Here is a 14468-nt window from a genome sequence, read left to right as displayed (position 1 = left end):
CTCATGAAAAATCCAGGAAGGGTATTTTCTAGAAATCAATTGATTGATTTAGTGTGGGGCATGCATTCTGAAACGGAAGGACGTACTGTAGATTCCCATGTTAGAAATATGAGAGAAAAAATTCGGGAAGTCGATTTTCCTATCGATGATTACTTTCACACAGTGTGGGGCGTTGGTTACAAATGGATTAAAAATTAAAACACATTTTCAATATTAAAACGTTAGACTGCTTGCTTTTGTTCGATTAATAAGAAGTGCCATGCCAGAATTATTATCTGACATGGCACTTCTTCTACACAAGTTTTATTCTAAGCAATTTCCTTACATGCTTCTGCACATCTCTGACAGTGTTCATGGTCGTGTTTCTGACATTCATTTCCGCAAGCTTCGCAAATTTTGGCGCATACTGCTGCTAAATCAGAAGAAAATGGAGTGCCTCTCATTAATGCTTGTTCTAGAAATGCACAGATATCTGCACATTCGCGATCCAGTCTGATGCACTTTGCCATCATATTTACGTCTTCTTCCTTCAAACAGGCATCGTAGCAATGGTTACAGGCTTCCATACATTCATGTAACGTCTGAATCAGTTGTTGGTGTTGTTCATGTGCCATTGTAAATCCCTCCTATAGAATTGAATCACTTACATTGAGTGAATTCCCATCTGTTTCGCATATAAACCGATATTGTAAAACTCCATCGAAACTGCACAGAATTTTAATAATGCGGAGCTTCTACAACTGAGTTAATAATTTAATTTGCCTAGAAGAATCAAGAAATATTGTTATTTTTAGTTATTAAATTAGAGCATTGGAGTTATCACCATGGGGTCAGGAATTTAAAGATAAGTTGTTATTTTATACAAACAGAAGAATCGATATGCAGCAGCAAAACGGCGTACTGCCGCAAAAAGGAAATTATATGTATTTAGATCCGAACTATACAGATGTTTTCGGAGACCCATTACTGCATGTAACTTACAAATTCAGTGATATAGATAGAAATATTGTAAAATATGCACATCAGCAATGTAAAGAAATTTTAGAAGAAATGGGTGCAGATTATATTAATGTTCCTGAAATAGATGATTCAGTAGAGTTTGGAAAAGACTCTCTGTCCGACCATACAGGCGGCGGAGTAATAATAGGTGACGACTCGGAAACTTCAGCAGTAAATACTTATTCACAAATGTGGGATATGGAAAATTTGTTTGTAGTCGGTGCATCTTCGTTCCCGTTACATTCAAAATCAAATCCTACAGGTACACTTGGCGCACTCGCTTACAGAGCAGCTGAAGGCATGAAGAAATACATGAAAGATAATAAAGTTCTAGAAAAATCAAACAGTTAAAAATGGGACTATTCGACTATGTAAACTGGTATAACACAATCAGACCGCATGGTGCATTGGATTATCTCACACCAAAGGAGTATAAAGAAAACTTCTATAAAAAGTGTCTAATATTCTGTTGACATACCATTATCTTATTCTAATGATCATAGCTAAATCTAAACAGAAAAGTATGTCAGTACAGATAAGATTAGAGAGACGATAATCATAATAATAAGAGGTTTAAATGCTTTACTGCGTAAATCACTTAAATTAACATTCAGACCCAACCCAACCATAGCGGCAGTTAAAAGCCATGTCGTGAGAGTGGAAACATCTTCCATTATATTATCTGTCACCTGTACAGTATTGTCGATGACGTAACTCCCAATAATGCTCATTAAGAGAAATCCAACGAGAAACCATGGAAATTGTACTTTATTACGTTCCGTCTGTTTCCCTTTTTCTTTACGGTTCATTATCAATATAAATATAAACGCCAGTGGAACCAGTAAGAAAACCCTGCCCAGTTTTGCCAGCAGAGAAATTGCCAATGCATCTTCACCAGCGGGTTCCGCCGCAATGGCGACATGTGCCAGTTCATGGAGCGTAGATCCCGCCCAGATACCGTAACTTTCGGAAGACAAAGGCAGCACAGGTTCAATCAAAGTATAACCGACAGCAAACACAGTACCCACCAGTGCAATAATACCTACACTGATTGCTGTGTCTTCATCTTTAGATTTCACAATTGGAGCTATCGCTGCAATTGCTGCTGCTCCGCATACACCTGTCCCAACACCCAATAATAAAGATATTGTGCTGTCTGCTTTAAAGATTTTAGCAGCCCAGACTGTTAATAGAATCACGGAAGCAATAATTATCCCATCTCTAAGCAGCAGCCCCAGTCCATCCTGTAAAATAACATCAATATTTAATTTGAGACCATATAATATTATCGCGAGACGCAAAAGTTTTTGAGAAGAAAATACTATGCCGTTCTTTAAAATAAGCGGGTATCCAAAAAAATGCCGATAAATCACAGCAATAATAATTGCACACGCGAGTTGCCCAACATTATCCAGGCCCTGTAATAATGAAAAGAAATAACCAAAAAGAGCAATTAAAAAGGTGAAGGCTACGCCTGCGGACCACCATAAAAATGAGTTTAACTTTTGTTTCTTTTCTATATTAACAAACATGAGTATCATCTCCTGATGTTTATAAGTTTAAAATGGCGGTATTGATAAGTAAAATAAATTATAGTGATATATACTATAAGTATATAGTTATAGAAGGAGGAGAGTTAACATGGATTCTCGATTAGAAATATTTCTGAGCGTTGCCGAAAATAAAAGCTTTTCTCGTACAGCAGAAAAATATTACATGTCCCAACCTGCTGTAAGTCAGCATATACAAGCACTGGAGGAAAGAATAGGAACAAAGTTACTTGATCGTAATAACAAATTTGTAAAATTGAATAAAGCAGGTGAAATTGTATATCATTACGGTAAAGAAATTGCCGGGCTCTATAATAAAATGGATTATCTTGTCGATGATTTGACGAATAATGCAAGCGGACCTATTAACATCGGAGCCAGTTATACTTTTGGAGAATATCTGCTTCCGAATTTAATTGCTGAACTGCTTAGCCTGTATCCCTACAGTCAGCCCGCTGTAACCATTGGAAATACAGAAGAAATTGCCCATTTAGTTAACAACAGCCAGCTGGATATTGGTATCATAGAAGGTCATACACCGAAAAAATTTCTGGTTCAGAAAGAATTTTTGGAAGATTCCATGGTGATTGTCGCATCGCCTGGATTTCCTTTAAAACGGGAAGATAGTATTTCAGTGAAAGAACTCGGAAAGTATACATGGCTGATGAGAGAAAACGGATCAGGAACACGGGAAGCGAGTGAAAAATTGTTTGAGGAATTTAAAATAGTTCCACAGAGTTTTTTAACATTCAGCAGTACCCAATCTATAAAAGCAGCAGTTGAAGCAGGTCTCGGTCTCAGTCTATTGTCCCGATGGGCCATTCAAAAAGAACTGAAGTACGGAGATTTGATTACAGTAAACCCAACAGATATATCTTTAAAAAGAACTTTTTCTTATTTGAAAAACAGTCATTATCAATCTAAGGTTCTAGAAGGCTTTACAGAGTTATTGGAACAGAAGAATTTGTATGATACTTTTTATATTTAAATTCTGTCGAACTCTGAAAGAACAGCTGTGTCAGCCACAAAAACAAGACAGACATTTAGTTTCAAGATGGATATGTCAGAAATTACATTCTTTCTCCATGATATATTTATTTGAAGTTTAATGATAAGATAATAAAAAACTGAATATTTAGATTGAAAAGGGGCAGGAATTATGAAATTCGACTTTAATAAGGAGACAACAAGAGAAGGTACGCACAGCGTTCAATACGAGGGGACTGAGGCTTTATTCGGAGTAGGGGGCCTGGAACCTTTCTGGATTGCCGATATGGATATAGAAACACCTGAAGCAATCAGAGAGGCAATCAAAGAACGTATTGATAATGGTATTTTCGGTTATACAATATGGCAAAACGAACAGTTCTATGAACCAATTAAACATTGGTGGCAATCTCGCTATAATACAGTACTGAGTGATACTGACATCCACTACTCACCGACAGTTCTGTTTACTGCGGGGGAAGCGCTGAGACAAGTGACAAGAGAGAGAGACGGTATTATATTAACGACTCCTTCATACAATAAATTTCCCAGCTTAATTGAAAGCAATAACCGGCAAATCGTCGAGTCTCCTTTAATATATGATAATGATTTAAAGGAATACTTTTTAGATGTAAATCATTTCACTTCATTATGTGAACGTGATGATGTAAGCATGTACATCCACTGCAACCCACATAATCCAACCGGCAAAGTCTGGACAAGAGAAGAATTGCAAACTATCAAAGACATCTGCGCAGCAAATAATATATACTTAATCAGCGATGAAATACATATGGATTTTGTCAGGCCGAAAGAGGATTTTGTATCATTTTCAGCTTTATCTGAAGAAGGCGATGAGGTTTTGGTTGCAAGCTGCCTCGGCAAAACATTTAATCTAGCAAGTATCCCTCATTCTTATTTCGTTACGAAAGACAGAACACTCACGAAAACTCTTACAGAGGTAACGAAAGAAGTATACAACGTTGGCAATGCTTCCAGCCTCGCTCTTGCAGCTATTGAAGCTGCTTACAATGAATGTAACGAGTGGGTGGATCAATTAAATAATCATATCTTGAACAATTTTGAATATGTCCAGAAATACATTGATGACAATCTGTCTCAATATTTATCTCTTGATATTCCAAGAGCAACATATCTCGGATGGATAAGCTTTGAAAAATCGGGGTTCGATGCCGAACTGGTCCACAAAGCACTGGTTGAAGTAGGAGGAATTGCAGTATCACCGGGTAAATTATACTTGGAATACGAGAATAAACATTTCAGATTTAACGTGGCTTCAAGTCGTGCACGAATAGAAGATGGGCTCATCCGTATTAAAAAAACTTTTGACTATTTATATAACGAGCGAGATAAAGGAATCGCATAAACTTTTGTAATTATTATTAATCAATTATAATCCTCTCAATTGTTGCAGGTATACGATTTAGGGTATATTTTATAGTGTACTTTAATACTTCTGGGAGAGATTTATATTATGAAAAGATTGTTTCTAACAGGCACCTTATCGTCAATTTTATTTTTAACAGCTTGCGGCGGTGCAGATGAAAACGCAGAACAAACTGCGGAAAATGATAATTCATCAGAAGAAAACCAGCAGGTCGGTGAAGACACTGTAGAAAAAGAGAAATCAGATGAAAAAGAAAATGAATCTCCTGCAGAAGATTCACAAGAAGAGACGAATTCAGAGAATAATCCTCCCGATAATCAGATCTCCATTTTAGAAGAAAAATATGATGAAATGACTCGTGATGGTTTCATAGAATCAATCGAGACTCAGACTGATGAGTATATGGAACTTACAGTTTACGTAAGCGACAAATTTGATGATCTTAATGAAAAAGGATATAAATCAAAATTAGAAGGTATGGGTAAATCTATTAGAGAAATGACATCGGGAGTTCTTTACAATAAAGAACATGGTACTCTTCCTCTTATAGAATTTAAAGATAATGATGATAATATTATTGCTAAATTTGAAAGCCACACAAGAGATAAAAGAATGGTATTTGAAAAATAATTTATAACTCAAAGTGAGTAATAAAAATCAAAAAGAAATGTCTGGTAATAAAATAATTTTTTGAAAGGAATGTATTTGATGACAGAATTATTAAAAGATAAAGCCGGTTTGGTAACAGCGGGAGGCTCAGGAATCGGTCGAGCAAGTGCTGTTGCTTTGGCAAAAGCAGGTGCTAAAGTAATGGTCTCCGATGTCAGTGAAGAGGGCGGCAGAGAAACAGTCAAGTTAATTAAAGAAGGCGGGGGCGAAGCACAGTTTTTCAAATGTGATGTCAGCGATGAAGATCAGGTTAAAGCATTAGTAGATGAGACCGTTTCTGCTTTTGGCAAATTAGATTTTGCTCATAATAATGCCGGTATTAACGCAGGCCAGGTTAAAATAGGCGAGCTGGATTCTAATGATTGGGATAAAACAATTAAAATAAACTTATATGGTATTTTCTATTGTGTGAAACATCAAATTAACGCCATGCTTAAAACGGGTGGAGGAGCTATTGTTAACACAGCTTCAGGAGCGGGATTAGAAGGATCTCCAAATATGTCGCCATATACCGCCTCAAAACACGGAGTTGTAGGATTAACTAAATCTGTTGCGCTGGAATACGGGAAACAGAATATTCGTATAAATGCTATTGCACCGGGAGCAACAATTACACCGGCTATCGAAAGATGGGCAGAAGATAATCCCGAACAATATAACGGTGTGCTGGAATCTCTTCCAGCCGGTGAAATGTCAACACCTGAGGACCAGGGTAATGTCGTTATGTTTCTCTGTTCAGACTTAGCCAGACAAATCAACGGAGTTACAGTGCCGATTGACGGAGGGTATACGGCTGGAAAGCTTCAGCAGTAACAGAGTTAAGATCAGTATTCTGGTCATAAACTTTACAATACCGCCCAGTTTTTTTCTATATCTATGACTTTAAAATGAGACTCATTAATTTTTGAATATGTACAAGATGCTAAAAACCTTCCATAGGTATTTTCTTTGGAAGGTTTTTTGCAATATTATTTTTTAGGTTGTTGAACAATTCTTTTTTTAAAGAAACATAGAAAATAAAATGCGCAATTTACTTGTGATGTGGATTTCCCAAAATAATGGTACTTACTTTTCATAGATTAAATTCAAGTATAGACATATTTAATAAGTATTGTTAGGGTCTACTCAAAACATCCGATTTTCATAAGCAAATTTATCTGGCTTATTTTAGTGTTGAATTTAAATTTATTCATAATTTGAAATGTCACATTAAATACTAATAAAATGCACAGTTTCTTTAAAAATTTGATTTAAGCTAAATAATTAGAGGGGAATTTTTTAATAGCTAAAATTGGTAATAAGACTAGTGTACGAATGATTTCTTATTCTAATAGAATAGTAAGTTTGTTTGAAAATTATCTTTCAAAATTAACTATGTATGAGGTGCAAGATGAAAGTAATTGCTACTGGAGGTGTAAGAGTATGAAGAAAAAAACAAGAAAGATTCTAAGAATCAGTATTATACTGAGTGTCATTATTTTGTTAGGTGTGACCTTATGGTTCAACTTAACTTCTGATACAAAAGCCTTACAAGTAGGCGATGAATCAATTGATTTTCAATTGGAGACGTTAAATGGTGATTCAATACAATTATCGGATATCAATTCAGAAAAGGTGTTATTTTGAATTTCTGGGGGACTTGGTGTAAGCCGTGTCGTGAAGAAATGCCTGATATGAACCGAATTTATAATGAAGGACATGAAGACTATGAAATCATTGCAGTAAATGTTTCTGAGGATGAGCAGCAGATTAATCAGTTCTTATCCAGTTTAGATGAAAAACTTAATTTTCCAGTTGCATTGGATCGCAATAGAGAAGTGACTAAAGCGTATCAAGTAGGCCCACTGCCAACGACAATAGCAATCAATAAAAACGGCATTGTTGTGGAGAAGAAAGAATATCAGTTAACTGTAGATGATATTTATAGATTTGTAGAACAATCATCTTCTGAATAGGATGAGAGTTTATAGGATTGAAAGAAATAAAATGTGGAAGAAATTCGTTCGGATTATTTAAAAGATGCAATATGAATGGAGTGTTTTTTTGGGTAGTGAAATGACTTTCTTTCTTGCATTTGGAGCTGGTTTTTTAAGTTTTGTCTCACCTTGTGTGCTTCCAGTATTTCCTGCTTTTATCTCTTACATAACAGGAATGAGTTATAATGAAGTAGAAAATCAAAAATTCAATGCACGCGCAATATTCCACACAATTTTCTTTCTTGTGGGATTCAGTTTGTTCTATATAGCATTAGGGTTTGGCACGGCCTTTTTAGGTGGAATATTGATTGACCATGCGAACCTGATTAGACAACTAGGTTCAATCCTGATTATTATCTTCGGGCTTATCATTACCGGTGTGCTTAATTTTAATTTCCTGATGAAAGAGAGAAAAATACAATTCAAAAATAGACCGTCAGGATTTTTAGGTTCAACTTTAATAGGTATGGCTTTTGGTGCCGGATGGACGCCGTGCAATGGACCGATTATCGGAGCTATTTTCGCAATGAGTGCCAGTGCACCAAACGATGCTTTAATGTTAATGGTTATTTACTGTCTGGGCTTTGCAATTCCATTCTTTATATTGAGCTTTTTCGTATCTCGTACACGCTGGATGCTGAAATACTCGAATACGATTATGAAAGTTGGTGGGGTCATCATGATATTAATGGGTGTACTTCTGTATTTTGATGGATTGACTCAGATTATCATTTGGCTGCAGCCGTACTTTGGAGATTTTCAAGGCTTCTAATTATGAATACATTAAATGACTTGTTTATATAACTTTCATAGAAATGATATATTATTATAAAATTTGTTTAAAAATTATTGTTAAAATTAAATATCAAGGAGGAATCTGGATGAAAAAATATTTAATGCCAGTTTTGATGGGCGTAATCTTTATTTTAACAGGTTGTAGTGATGACTCAGCATCGAACGAATCAAATATTAAAGAAATGGTTTCGGAATTAAGCGCTAGTAATATTGTAGAATCAGCATCTATAAATGATAAAACACTTATTGTTAAAGATAGTGGAGATGAGAATGTCTATACTTTGCCAGACGATGAATTTTTTGTATCTATTGCACCATACATCTCATATACACATCCTTGTGAATTTCATAGCTTAACAGGTTGTCAGGGAGAGCTGATGAATGAAGAGATGGATGTAAAAATTACAGATGAAGATGGAGAAGTTCACGTTGATGAGAAGTTGACTACCCTTGAGAATGGTTTCTTGGATTTTTGGCTGCCAAGAGATAAAAATTACTCTTTAGAAATTAATTATGATGGAAAAAAAGTTGAATCTAATTTTTCAACTTTTGAGAATGACAGCACCTGTCTGACAGATTTACAGCTTAAATAATATTATTAAATGCAGATTACCCAATGCTATTTAGTGTTGTGGAATCTGCATTTTTAATTCAATGTTAAATCGCAGAGTAGCAGTTAATTTATTTTTACTTAGTTTTTAAATACATGTAGTGGATAGTTTCTGCACATATATTTTTTATAATAAACTTAGTAAATTAATAGCTTGACAAATAACGACTACAGAGGTAAACTTAAGTTAATAAATCGATTACAGTTGTAGTCGTATCATAATGTAGGAGGGAAAAAAATGAATAAAGAAGGTAATCATAATCATGCTGAGCATGAAGAAAATCATCATAACCATGAGGAGAGCCACGAATCCCATAATCATAGCGGACACGATCATCATGCGCATATGGTGACAGATTTTCGTAATAAATTCTTCATTATCCTGATATTCACAATTCCAATTGTACTTCTATCTCCGATGATTCAAAATTTCATAGGTGTGGATTGGCAATTTACTGGAGATAGTTATATTGTGGCAGCGTTGGCCACGTTCGTTTATTTCTACGGGGGTTGGCCATTCATTAAGGGCGCTTACGATGAATTGAAAAACAAAGAACCAGGCATGATGACATTAATAGCAATGGCGATTTCTGTCGCTTACTTCTATAGTATGGCAGTTGTTTTTGGATTCAATGGGGAAGAAATTTTCTGGGAGCTGGCAACTCTTGTATTAATCATGCTTCTGGGACATTGGATTGAAATGCGAGCTATTAACAATGCTTCCAAGGCTCTGGAATCCCTCGCATCATTAATGCCTGATACGGCAAACCGTATCACTGAAAATGGTGAAACAGAAGAAGTTCAGATTGATGATATTAAAGCGGGTGATTTACTATTAGTAAAACCCGGAGAAAAAATGCCGCTGGATGGTAAAATCGTTAAAGGAAAGTCGCAAGTTGATGAATCAATGTTAACGGGTGAATCTGTTCCAGTTGGAAAATCCGTTGATGACGAGGTCATTGGAGGTTCAATAAACAGAGAAGGTTCTCTCACTATTGAAGTAGAGAAACTGATGAATGAATCTTATCTGACACAAGTTATAGATATGGTTAGAGAATCACAACGTACTAAATCGAAAACTCAGGATGTAACTAATAAAGCAGCTAAATGGTTATTCTATATCGCTTTAGCTGCCGGTATCATCACATTTATCGTTTGGATAAGTGTTGGAGCAACTATAGATACTGCTATCATGAGATTGGTAACAGTTTTGGTTATTGCTTGTCCTCATGCTTTAGGTCTGGCAGCACCGTTGGTTATTTCAGTATCTACATCACTTGCTGCAAAGCACGGTTTGTTAATTCGAAAACGTCCACAGTTTGAAAAGGCTCGTAAAATTAACGCTGTGATCTTCGATAAGACGGGTACTTTGACTGAGGGTAAATTTGGTGTTACAGATATACAGACTTTCAATAATATTGACGAAAATATCCTTTTAAGTTATGCAGCAACAATAGAAAATGACTCGGAACACCCTATTGCGAGAGGTATACTCAATGAAGCCAAGTTAAAAGAACTTGAATTGCTTGAAATGTCAAATTTCAATTCAATTACTGGTGTAGGAATTGAAGGGACGATTGATGATAAACAAGTCAAAGTAGTGAGTCCGGGATATGTACGTAAACAAAAAATAGATTTTGACGATAAGAACTTTAATAAATGGTCAGAACAAGGTAAGACGGTAGTTTTTCTTTTGGTAAACGAAGAATTAGCAGGTGCCATTGCACTGGCAGATAAGATTAAGGAAAGTTCTAAGCAGGCAATTGAACAGCTGCATAAGAGAAATATTAAAGCTATCATGTTGACTGGGGACAATCAGAAAGTAGCAAATTACGTTGCAGAACAAATAGGAATTGATGAGGTTTATGCGGAAGTGATGCCCGATGAGAAAGCCGACAAAGTGACAGAAATCCAAGAACGTGGATTGATCGTTGCAATGACAGGAGATGGCATCAATGATGCACCTGCATTGACTAAAGCAGATGTTGGCATCGCTGTGGGCGCAGGTACAGATATTGCAATAGATAGTGCAGACATCGTTCTCGTTGACAGTAACCCGAAAGATATTCTTGCAATATTCAGCCTATCTAAAAAAACATATAATAAACTGATACAGAATCTGATTTGGGCAACCGGATATAATGTGATTGCTCTCCCATTGGCAGCAGGAGTACTGGCGCCTTGGGGAATAATACTCAGTCCTGCTGTAGGTGCGATTTTGATGAGTCTCAGTACAATTATCGTAGCAATCAATGCACAGTTACTGCATAGATTTGAAGTTGAATAACATAAATGCCATAAGTTAGGGTGAGAATATGACTATGAAAATTGATTCAAATATCACAGACTCCGAGTGGGAAGTCATGCGGGTCGTTTGGGCACAAAATAAAACTACGAGTAAAGACATTAGAGATATTATAGAAAATAAAAAGAATTGGAAACCGGCCACGACCAAAACACTTATTGGCAGACTTGTTGATAAAGGTGTATTAAACACAGAAAAGGACGGCAACAAATACATTTATTCAACTAATTTAAAAGAAAGTGACTTTCTTAAAAGTACACTTGAACAAACTTTCGATAATATATGTAATAAAGACATTGGAAAAATTATTGCAGATTTAATTTCAAAATCAACATTAAGCTATATAGATATAGAAGAGTTGGAAAAAGTGTTAGAGATGAAAAAAGAGGATGCAGTTGACGTAGTGCCATGTAATTGTGTTCCAGGTCAATGTAAGTGTTAATCAGCAGTAGACAAAATTAATAAATTAAGACAGATAATTGATTGGTTAAATAAAAAATGAAAAAGGGTAAAATACCTACCCTGGGTATATTGAAACTTTCGTATAAAATAATATAATAAAATTTTAAGGAGAAATTTATATGTCAAAAGTAACACTTAATGTAGAAGGAATGTCATGTGGGGCTTGCGTTAATAAAGTTGAGGGAAGTGTCAGTCAATTAAATGGCGTTGAATCAGTCAAAGCTCAAATTCCTGAAGGTAAAGTAGATGTAACATTTAATGACAGTACAATTAATTTGGCAGACATCAAAGGTGCTATTCAAAATACCGGCTACGAGATTAAAGAGGATATTGATAAAGAAGATGGTTCTGCGTGTTCATGCTGCAGCTAGTTAATGACAAAAGATTTTAAGAATTTAGAGTATCATCTTTTTATGTCATATTGATTCTATATAATAATTGTAGAGAGAGACCAAGATAAAAAATCCGGCAAATCTTAATTCAAGATTTGCCGGATTTTTTCTTTGTAATCAGGAATCCATGCTTTTATCCTATATTACTATTCACTAATTTATTCCACAGGTGCCAGTTCACTTTCTGTAACCCACTTATGATTCTGAACTTCTTCTTCAGTATCTGTTGTAACGAAATCCACCATATAGACAGTGGTCTCTTCAGCAGAATCAATCGTAGCCGTTTCACCTTCCATGCCTTCCATGTGTGATGCATTCATTACTGCTTCATCGCCTGGTTCTAATGGGGCTTCTCCCGGTTCTTCCAATTCTTCATGAATGACCCATTTATGATCTTCTACCAGTTCTTCGCCGTTCGTCGGTGTGTATGAGACAGTATAGACAGTGGTGTCAAAAGCACCGGAAATTGTTGCTTCAGCACCATCCATACCTTGCATGTGTTCTGCTTCAATAATCGCTTGACTTCCAACTGCATAAGTTGGATTTTCTGCTTCTTTCAAGTCTTCAGGTACTTCACCGGAACTGGACATCTCATCAGCTGAATGTTCCATATGACCGCCGGAATCTGATTCCATGTCCATTTCCTCCTCAGAGCTGGACTCTGTTTCAGTGCTTTGGCTTTCTTCATCTTCATTAGGTTGAGTTTCCCCATTACCACAGGCAGCCATTAAAAATACAGCGAATATGGAAAGAAGCCCTAATAATATTTTGTTTTTTACCATGTATATACCCTCCATTTTATTAGTTCTACTGAGAACTCTACCCATAACTTTTGCAGTTTACGTGCAGATTCAATGAAAAATAAATGTATTTAATCAAGAATAATATTACCGACTCGACATATTGGATTTCAATTTAAAGGTTTATTAACCGTGGATGATATCTCAGCGCTTCCTTCAAATCTGCACGAAAAATCGATATTTAAATAATAAAATGTATAAAGAGAGTAGCGAATATAATCATGATACCAAGAAAATTAATAATTAATACTATAATATTATCATCTATATTTTTAGCGGGATGCGGTAAAATCACTCATGTAACTTTGAGTTACCCTTTAAATTTAAAAAGTCTTGACGGTCAGGTGTTATACTTAGTCATACATTTTTTAGACTAAAACTTCGTTGCAGCTGCTACCTCTGCTAGATTATTTTTATCGAAAGATAGTGGAGATGAAAGATGATGGTATTTTGTATGTTGCAATCAATCCACAGAACGAAGATGAGTTAGCAATCCATACTATAAACGGAAATATTTATGTGTCTAATGACGGCTCATAAGAACAGTGGAAGAAAATTTTAGTTGTGGGCAAAGTAAAATAAGCTGAATTATTCATAATAAAAATACTACTTTTCTATATAATATGACTAATGAACAAAAAGATAAGATGATCTATTACGATTTATGCTGTTGCAGAAAACTGAGGAGGCTTTTATGTTCAATAAATTAGCTTTAAAAATCGGACTTTTGGTTTTTCTGGTGATTCTTATTATTGAAATCATATTATTCTATATCCTATATACAAATCTGGTCGCTGATCGTGTGGAGGAAGTGATGGGGGATTTATTGGCCCGGGGGAATACACACAGAGACGTATTGGAAGAAAACTATACAACCACGACATTGGAACATGTTGCGATTATGGAGTCAGAATCAGATTTTATTGTGGTGATAACAGATGAGAATGGAAAGATAATCATCAATTCTGATCCGGTTGAACCAGAAATGATAACTGTTATTGAACATACTGATTATGGTGAAATACCACAAGAAGGAGTTATCCTGAAATCAAATTGGTCAGAAGAAAAATATGTCTCTACAGACAGCCCCCTAACTTTTAACGAAACTCATAGCGGGCATGTTTTTATGTTTGCTGAAAGTGATAGCATCGAACGGATTATTGATCATCTCAGCCATAAGTTTTGGCTTGTGGGTCTATTGACTTTACTTCTGACTGTTATAACGGTGTTTATTCTTTCCAGAGTTATTACCCAACCGGTATTGAGGATGAAAAAAGCGACAGAACAATTAAGTAAAGGCAATCATAACGTGGAATTGTATACACATCGAAAAGATGAGCTTGGAGATTTGGCGACTTCGATTACTTTGCTGTCGCAAGATCTGGAACGTTTAAAAAACGAGAGAAATGAATTTTTAGGGAGTATATCGCATGAGCTACGAACACCTTTAACCTATATGAAAGGGTATACGGATATTATTAGCAGAAAAGAAATATCCACGACGGACAGGAATAG

The 14468-nt window shown here is 35.7% G+C and carries 17 protein-coding genes and 1 pseudogene; 15 read left to right on the top strand and 3 right to left on the bottom strand.

Annotation, left to right across the window (positions count from 1 at the left end; all coding sequences use genetic code 11):
* Window positions 1-198 (top strand): winged helix-turn-helix domain-containing protein (locus tag H625_RS0108440; RefSeq protein WP_026859522.1); only part of this gene is annotated, 198 nt, incomplete at its 5' end.
* A gap of 110 nt (window positions 199-308) precedes the next feature.
* Here H625_RS0108440 and H625_RS0108435 read toward each other — a convergent pair.
* Entirely contained in the window at window positions 309-614 is a 306-nt protein-coding gene (locus H625_RS0108435; protein WP_026859521.1) for a four-helix bundle copper-binding protein, read from the bottom strand.
* Window positions 615-810: 196 nt separating this feature from the next.
* On the opposite strand from H625_RS0108435, the gene H625_RS0108430 reads away from it, so the two are divergent.
* Both H625_RS0108430 and H625_RS13465 read left to right on the top strand, forming a co-directional pair.
* On the top strand, window positions 811-1350 hold the full coding sequence (locus tag H625_RS0108430) for a GMC oxidoreductase (protein WP_169516126.1): 540 nt from the start codon (window positions 811-813) through the stop codon (window positions 1348-1350).
* A gap of 2 nt (window positions 1351-1352) precedes the next feature.
* Window positions 1353-1472: pseudogene (locus tag H625_RS13465) on the top strand (IS3 family transposase); the annotation flags it as partial.
* A 36-nt stretch (window positions 1473-1508) separates the two neighbouring features.
* Here the strand turns inward: H625_RS13465 and H625_RS0108425 are convergent.
* A complete protein-coding gene (locus tag H625_RS0108425; RefSeq protein WP_026859519.1) occupies window positions 1509-2531 on the bottom strand; it encodes a YeiH family protein in 1023 nt (340 codons plus the stop codon).
* 109 nt (window positions 2532-2640) lie between these two features.
* On the opposite strand from H625_RS0108425, the gene H625_RS0108420 reads away from it, so the two are divergent.
* The 11 genes from H625_RS0108420 to H625_RS12850 all read left to right on the top strand — a co-directional run bounded on the left by H625_RS0108420 (window position 2641) and on the right by H625_RS12850 (window position 12132).
* Window positions 2641-3537: a LysR family transcriptional regulator gene (locus H625_RS0108420; protein WP_026859518.1), complete on the top strand. Its 897-nt coding sequence runs from the start codon at window positions 2641-2643 to the stop codon at window positions 3535-3537.
* A gap of 171 nt (window positions 3538-3708) precedes the next feature.
* A complete protein-coding gene (locus H625_RS0108415; RefSeq protein ID WP_026859517.1) occupies window positions 3709-4923 on the top strand; it encodes a MalY/PatB family protein in 1215 nt (404 codons plus the stop codon).
* A gap of 108 nt (window positions 4924-5031) precedes the next feature.
* Window positions 5032-5574 carry a hypothetical protein gene (locus H625_RS0108410; RefSeq protein ID WP_026859516.1) on the top strand — a complete coding sequence of 181 codons (543 nt, stop codon included), beginning with the start codon at window positions 5032-5034 and terminating at the stop codon, window positions 5572-5574.
* 78 nt (window positions 5575-5652) lie between these two features.
* Entirely contained in the window at window positions 5653-6426 is a 774-nt protein-coding gene (locus H625_RS0108405) for an SDR family NAD(P)-dependent oxidoreductase (protein WP_026859515.1), read from the top strand.
* Window positions 6427-7035: 609 nt separating this feature from the next.
* Entirely contained in the window at window positions 7036-7239 is a 204-nt protein-coding gene (locus H625_RS13905; RefSeq protein ID WP_245573123.1) for a thioredoxin domain-containing protein, read from the top strand.
* 38 nt (window positions 7240-7277) lie between these two features.
* Window positions 7278-7568 carry a redoxin family protein gene (locus H625_RS13900; RefSeq protein ID WP_245573124.1) on the top strand — a complete coding sequence of 97 codons (291 nt, stop codon included), beginning with the start codon at window positions 7278-7280 and terminating at the stop codon, window positions 7566-7568.
* A gap of 88 nt (window positions 7569-7656) precedes the next feature.
* Entirely contained in the window at window positions 7657-8361 is a 705-nt protein-coding gene (locus tag H625_RS0108395) for a cytochrome c biogenesis protein CcdA (protein ID WP_026859514.1), read from the top strand.
* Window positions 8362-8470: 109 nt separating this feature from the next.
* Window positions 8471-8977, top strand: a complete 507-nt coding sequence (locus H625_RS0108390; protein WP_026859513.1) for a CueP family metal-binding protein — start codon at window positions 8471-8473, stop codon at window positions 8975-8977.
* A 255-nt stretch (window positions 8978-9232) separates the two neighbouring features.
* On the top strand, window positions 9233-11281 hold the full coding sequence (locus H625_RS0108385) for a copper-translocating P-type ATPase (protein WP_026859512.1): 2049 nt from the start codon (window positions 9233-9235) through the stop codon (window positions 11279-11281).
* Window positions 11282-11315: 34 nt separating this feature from the next.
* On the top strand, window positions 11316-11741 hold the full coding sequence (locus tag H625_RS0108380) for a CopY/TcrY family copper transport repressor (protein ID WP_425402155.1): 426 nt from the start codon (window positions 11316-11318) through the stop codon (window positions 11739-11741).
* A gap of 139 nt (window positions 11742-11880) precedes the next feature.
* Complete coding sequence (locus tag H625_RS12850) at window positions 11881-12132, top strand: copper ion binding protein (protein WP_051239034.1); 252 nt, start codon at window positions 11881-11883, stop codon at window positions 12130-12132.
* Between the two features lie 179 nt (window positions 12133-12311).
* Here the strand turns inward: H625_RS12850 and H625_RS0108370 are convergent, their stop codons facing one another.
* Entirely contained in the window at window positions 12312-12935 is a 624-nt protein-coding gene (locus H625_RS0108370) for a YdhK family protein (RefSeq protein ID WP_026859510.1), read from the bottom strand.
* A 712-nt stretch (window positions 12936-13647) separates the two neighbouring features.
* On the opposite strand from H625_RS0108370, the gene H625_RS0108365 reads away from it, so the two are divergent.
* The coding region (locus tag H625_RS0108365) for a HAMP domain-containing protein (RefSeq protein WP_026859509.1) at window positions 13648-14468 on the top strand (821 nt) is incomplete at its 3' end.

It is taken from the genome of Jeotgalicoccus psychrophilus DSM 19085 (assembly GCF_000425845.1).
Lineage (GTDB): Bacteria > Bacillota > Bacilli > Staphylococcales > Salinicoccaceae > Jeotgalicoccus > Jeotgalicoccus psychrophilus.
Note: the sequence above shows the minus strand (reverse complement) of the source record. Positions and strands in the feature narration are given on the sequence as shown.

Bases quoted from the DNA above. Each gene is read 5' to 3' on its own strand.
- H625_RS12850 (WP_051239034.1), top strand. From the start codon at position 11,881: ATGTCAAAAGTAACACTTAATGTAGAAGGAATGTCATGTGGGGCTTGC.
- H625_RS0108390 (WP_026859513.1), top strand. From the start codon at position 8,471: ATGAAAAAATATTTAATGCCAGTTTTGATGGGCGTAATCTTTATTTTA.
- H625_RS0108385 (WP_026859512.1), top strand. From the start codon at position 9,233: ATGAATAAAGAAGGTAATCATAATCATGCTGAGCATGAAGAAAATCAT.
- H625_RS13905 (WP_245573123.1), top strand. From the start codon at position 7,036: ATGAAGAAAAAAACAAGAAAGATTCTAAGAATCAGTATTATACTGAGT.
- H625_RS0108370 (WP_026859510.1), bottom strand. From the start codon at position 12,935: ATGGTAAAAAACAAAATATTATTAGGGCTTCTTTCCATATTCGCTGTA.
- H625_RS0108380 (WP_425402155.1), top strand. From the start codon at position 11,316: ATGAAAATTGATTCAAATATCACAGACTCCGAGTGGGAAGTCATGCGG.
- H625_RS13900 (WP_245573124.1), top strand. From the start codon at position 7,278: ATGCCTGATATGAACCGAATTTATAATGAAGGACATGAAGACTATGAA.
- H625_RS0108435 (WP_026859521.1), bottom strand. From the start codon at position 614: ATGGCACATGAACAACACCAACAACTGATTCAGACGTTACATGAATGT.
- H625_RS0108415 (WP_026859517.1), top strand. From the start codon at position 3,709: ATGAAATTCGACTTTAATAAGGAGACAACAAGAGAAGGTACGCACAGC.
- H625_RS0108425 (WP_026859519.1), bottom strand. From the start codon at position 2,531: ATGTTTGTTAATATAGAAAAGAAACAAAAGTTAAACTCATTTTTATGG.
- H625_RS0108410 (WP_026859516.1), top strand. From the start codon at position 5,032: ATGAAAAGATTGTTTCTAACAGGCACCTTATCGTCAATTTTATTTTTA.
- H625_RS0108405 (WP_026859515.1), top strand. From the start codon at position 5,653: ATGACAGAATTATTAAAAGATAAAGCCGGTTTGGTAACAGCGGGAGGC.
- H625_RS0108420 (WP_026859518.1), top strand. From the start codon at position 2,641: ATGGATTCTCGATTAGAAATATTTCTGAGCGTTGCCGAAAATAAAAGC.